This window comes from Parasphingorhabdus sp., assembly GCF_036964675.1.
Classification (GTDB): Bacteria; Pseudomonadota; Alphaproteobacteria; order Sphingomonadales; family Sphingomonadaceae; genus Parasphingorhabdus.
Window position 1 is genome coordinate 1 of sequence record NZ_JBALTF010000059.1, and the last position, 4796, is coordinate 4796.

Annotated in this window: 3 protein-coding genes; 1 reads left to right on the plus strand and 2 read right to left on the minus strand. The window is 57.4% G+C overall.

Going from position 1 to position 4796, the window contains the following annotated elements; translation table 11 throughout:
• Window positions 1–114: 114 nt before the first annotated feature.
• Window positions 115–2307, minus strand: a complete 2193-nt coding sequence (locus tag V7665_RS10560; protein WP_335664501.1) for a tetratricopeptide repeat protein — start codon at window positions 2305–2307, stop codon at window positions 115–117.
• 146 nt (window positions 2308–2453) lie between these two features.
• Complete coding sequence (locus tag V7665_RS10565; RefSeq protein WP_335664502.1) at window positions 2454–3080, minus strand: TetR/AcrR family transcriptional regulator; 627 nt, start codon at window positions 3078–3080, stop codon at window positions 2454–2456.
• A gap of 124 nt (window positions 3081–3204) precedes the next feature.
• On the opposite strand from V7665_RS10565, the gene V7665_RS10570 reads away from it, so the two are divergent.
• Window positions 3205–4796 (plus strand): TonB-dependent receptor (locus V7665_RS10570; protein ID WP_335664503.1); only part of this gene is annotated, 1592 nt, incomplete at its 3' end.

Consider the following 4796-nt stretch of genomic DNA (forward strand, 5'->3'; position numbering starts at 1 on the left):
AGACCTGCCGACCGGCGACTGGCACGATCCGCAGGTCATTCGTGCCTATCGGCTGGCGCTGTTGCGCGGCATGTCGGCCGGACATTTCCTGCGCAAGGCATCGGGATCAAACGGCTAGCTTTCGCTGACGGCGAAATCGTGCGGCTCTTTGTCGTCAAAATATAGGTCATAGGCCTGCTGCAGGCCGCGCTCGAAATTGCGCGTATAGCGCTTCGTATCGAACAACGGTTCGGTCAGCCGATTGCTGGCGAGCCGGTCCGTGATCTGCTTGAGCCTGTCGCGGTTTGTCGCGAGTTCCAGGATCAGGGCTTCATAGTCCGGTTCCGTCGTCGTGATCAGTTCGGCCAGTCCAACGGCATTCAACAAACTGGCTGCAACCCGTGCGGCGAACTGTTGCCCCTGTTTGGTCACCACCGGCAGGCCTGCCCAGAGGGCATCACTGGCGGTGGTGTGAGCGTTATAATTGAACGTGTCGAGGAACAGATCGGCATGCTGGTGGCGGGCGAGCTGGTCGGCATGCGGGATCCTGTCGGCAAAGACCAGACGGGACGGATCGACCCCTCGGGCTTCGGCCTCTTTTTTCAGATTTCGCTCGGCCCATTTGTTAGATCTCAACAGCCAGAGCACGCTGTCATCGACCTGCCGCAATAGCCGCATCCAGATGTCGAATTCCTTCGGGCTGATTTTGTAATTATTGTTGAAACAACAGAAAATAAAGCCATGCTCGGGCAAACCGAAATCCGCGCGGGTGGTGCTGGTCGCGGCAATCTCGCGGGCATCATCATTCGGTTGATAGCTGTGCGGAAGATAGATCAGCCGCTCGCTGTAGAAGCGCCGTTGATCGGCTGGAATGATCGTTGGATCGGCTATCAGATAGTCGATGAACGTCGTCGCCATCGTGCCGGGATAGCCAAGATAGCTGATCTGGATCGGCGCAAGACGATATTGGAAGAGGCCCGACCGCGTATGTTGCGTATAGCCCTTGAGGTCGATGGCGACATCAAGACCGTGGGAACGCGCCAGATCGACAAGAGCAGCATCCGACAATGCCGTGACATCGCAGAAATGATCGACATCGCCCTCGGCGCGCCGGCGCCATTCACCGCTGTTGCTGCCACCATAGCTATAGGCAAAAAGCTCAAACCGCGCGGCATCATGTTCGCGCAGCAGGCCCGCCATCAGACAGAGCGTGGCGTGATCATGGAAATCTGCACTGAAATAACCGATCCGCAGCCGTTCGGGACGAACATCCGGTTTGCCAGCAAGCGGTATCGGTGCCTGTTTATATTCCGCCACAGCCCAATTTTGCGACCGCGCCATTTGCCGCGCAGCATCATCCTCTGCGGACAGCATCATGAATGGGTTTATCGCTTGCGCGGTGAGGCCCAATCGCGCGCAGACGCCGCCGAGCTGATCGATATGGCGCCAATCGCAGATATGCTGGCGCTGCAGAATCAACCTTGCCTCGGCTATATTATGATCGGGATTGAGCGCGACCGCCTGTTGGTAGGCGGCGATCGCCTCGTCAGGCCGGTCCTGCTTCTGCAGCGCATTGCCCATATTATAATGGGCATCTGCATGACCGGGATTGCGGGCGAGCGCACGCAGATAGGCGGAAATCGCCGCGTCGGGCTTGCCCTGATCCTGCAACGCATTGCCGATATTATTATGGGCATCAGCATGATCCGGCTTGAGCGCAAGCGCGCGCTGAAAGGCAGCAATCGCCTCATCAAGCCTGCCCTGTTTCTGCAGTACATTGCCAATATTATTATACGCCTCGCCATAATCCGACTTGATCGCGAGTGCGCGCTGATAGGCAGCGATCGCCGCATCGAGCCGACCCTGTTTCTGCAGCGCATTGCCGATGCTGAATTGCGCCTCGGCATAGTCGGGCCTGAGCGCCAATGCGCGGCGATAGGACGCGATGGCCTCGTCGAGCTTGCCGCGTTCCGCTTGTGCATTGCCCATATTATAACAGGCGTCTGGATGATCCGATTTAATCGCAAGCGCGCGCTGATAGGCGGCAATCGCCTGATCGAGCTTGCCCTGTTTCTGCAGCATATTGCCCATATTAACATAGGCATCGGGATAATCCGGATTGAGCTTTATCGCCCGGGAAAATCCCTGCTCTGCCTCGTGCGTCCGGCCGAGCGCCATATTGGCGGCACCGAAGATATTCCACAGAATGAACGAAGACGGAACACTCTCGGCCAGCGCCTGCGCCCGCTCGGCAACGGCGGCAAATTGCCCTGCCTGATAGAGAGCGATCAGCGCGTTCATCTGATCTTGCGGCGGATTGGTCACCATATTGCGTTCATGCGATCCGGAATAGTGAGCGCAGGCGCCTGCTCTCCCGACAATTTGGACATTGTTCCTCCGTCACTGGTGCGAATCCGGTCGGTTACTTCCGATGTTCCCAATAGCGGATCGGAATTGAGAAACATAGATTATGGCTAGCGCTTGCCCGCCGCGATTCCCCGGGCCAAAATACCGTTCGCAATCTCGGCAATCTCGACCGCGGATTTTTCTTCCGACCAGATGCCGTAGCGCATGCCCAGAAAGACATTCATGCCCATGATCGCCCAGGCATGGGCTTCCTCGAGTTCCCCGCGGAAATCCCCGCCAGCACTGCCTTCCTGGAGGCGTTCGTGAATCCGCGCCGCCGTTTCTTCATAATGGGAGCGATAGCTTTCCGGATCGACAAATTCGGCTTCGTCGATGATCCGGTAGATTTCCTTATGCTCGCGAGCGAAGGTCATGAACGCCTCGAGCGCGAGTTTTTCCCGTTCCAGCGCATCCTGCCATTCGGTCATCGCGCCTGCGGCATGGCTCTTCACCCGCGCGCTCATGTCCTTGACCAGCGCGCTGAACAGCTCGTCCTTGGAATCGAAATAGGTGTAGAAACTGCCGAGCGCGGTGCCAGCCCGCTGGGTAATCCCGGTGATCGAGGCTTCGTGAAAGCCCTTCTCGCCAAATTCCAGCGCCGCCGCGTCGAGCAATTTGCGCTTGGTCCGCAGCCCGCGCGCGGTGCGCGGCTGTTTGTCTTTGGACTCAGTATGTTCGGTATATTCAGTGGCCATAATGTCACGGCTAACCGCATTTAACCGGATATGCAAATTTCTAAGTTGAAATTCGATTCATGTTTCAATATAGAGCCCTTCACGACCTGGGAATGCCAGGCATTAATTCTAGGGAGAGGCTCTCATGAAATTTCAGCACACCGTTAGCTATGCAGCGATCATCACTGGTCTTGCGGGCGGATTAATCGCTCCAGCCACCGTCAATGCCCAGACCAGCGAGTCGGCCAATCAGGGCTCGGAGGATGGCTTTATCGTCGTCACCGCCCGCCGCCGCGAAGAGCGGCTGATTGATGTTCCGATCGCGATCACCTCTTATTCGGCGGAAAAACTGGAACAGCAGGGCGCAGCCGATATTACCGATATTGGATTGACGACGCCCAATACGACGCTGGAATCCTCTCGCGGTACCAACTCGACCCTCTCCGCCTTCATTCGCGGCATTGGCCAACAGGATCCGGTTTCGGGTTTTGAGCAGGGCGTCGGCATCTATCTCGATGATGTCTATCTCAACCGTCCACAAGCAGCGGTTCTCGATATCTATGATGTCGAACGGATCGAAGTGTTGCGCGGTCCACAGGGCACGCTTTATGGTCGCAACACGATCGGCGGCGCGGTCAAATATGTGACCAAGCAGCTGCCGCAGGATCCTTCGTTCAAGGCGCGGGTGACCTATGGAACTTATGATCAGGCTGAAGCGGTCGTCACCGCCAGCATGCCGATTTCCGACATTGTCCGGATCGGCGCATCGGGCGCGCGGCTTTCCCGTGGTGGCTTCGGCGACAATCTGACCAATGGTCTTGAAAATTATAACAAGGACTTGTGGGCCGGCCGCGGCTCGCTTGAAATAGGCGGCTATGGCGAGCCCGTCCTGATCCGGATTTCCGGCGACTATACCAAGGACGAAAGCAATCCACGCGGCGGCCATCGTCTGATCCCGGGCGCTGTTTCCGGCGCGCCGGTGCTTGCCAATGTGTTTGATACACGCGGCGGCCTCAACGATCCGGTCCAGAATATTGAAGCTTATGGCCTGTCGATGAATATCTCGGCCAATCTCAGCGATACCGTCACCTTCCGGTCGATCAGTGCCTGGCGCAAGGACGACACGGCCACGCCGATTGATTTTGACGCACTGCCAGCGGTCGATCTCGACGTACCGGGCATCTATCGCAACGAACAGATCAGCCAGGAATTCCAGCTGCTGTATGAAGGCGACAAGCTCAACGGCCTGGTTGGCTTCTACTATCTGGATGCCAAGGCAGATACATTGTTCGATGTCCGCCTGTTCACGACATTCGCCGGCCTCACCGCCTTTACCGAAGCCGATGTCGATACCGAAACCTATGCGGTTTTTGCGGATTTCACCTATGACTTCACCGAGCAGTTCAGTCTCTCGCTCGGCGGCCGCTATACCTGGGACGAGCGGACAGCCAGCATCTTGCGGCAAAATTACCTCGGCGGCGGATCGCCGACATTTGGCGGCGCGGGCATTCCGTTTGGCGCACCCGGCACCGATTTCCAGGGAGGCGCCAAGTTCAAGAAATTTACACCGCGTGTTTCGCTGAGCTACAAGCCGACGCCCGACCATAATATCTATGCAAGCTTTTCGCAGGGCTTCAAGGGCGGCGGATTTGACCCGCGAGGCGTTGGCGTGAACGCGCCTACAACCAATGCCAGCGGCATCCCGAGCGATAGCGAAGTCGCTGCCTTCCTAAGCTT

Coding starts and splice junctions, on each gene's coding strand:
- V7665_RS10560 (WP_335664501.1), bottom strand. CDS start 2,307: ATGGTGACCAATCCGCCGCAAGATCAGATGAACGCGCTGATCGCTCTC.
- V7665_RS10565 (WP_335664502.1), bottom strand. CDS start 3,080: ATGGCCACTGAATATACCGAACATACTGAGTCCAAAGACAAACAGCCG.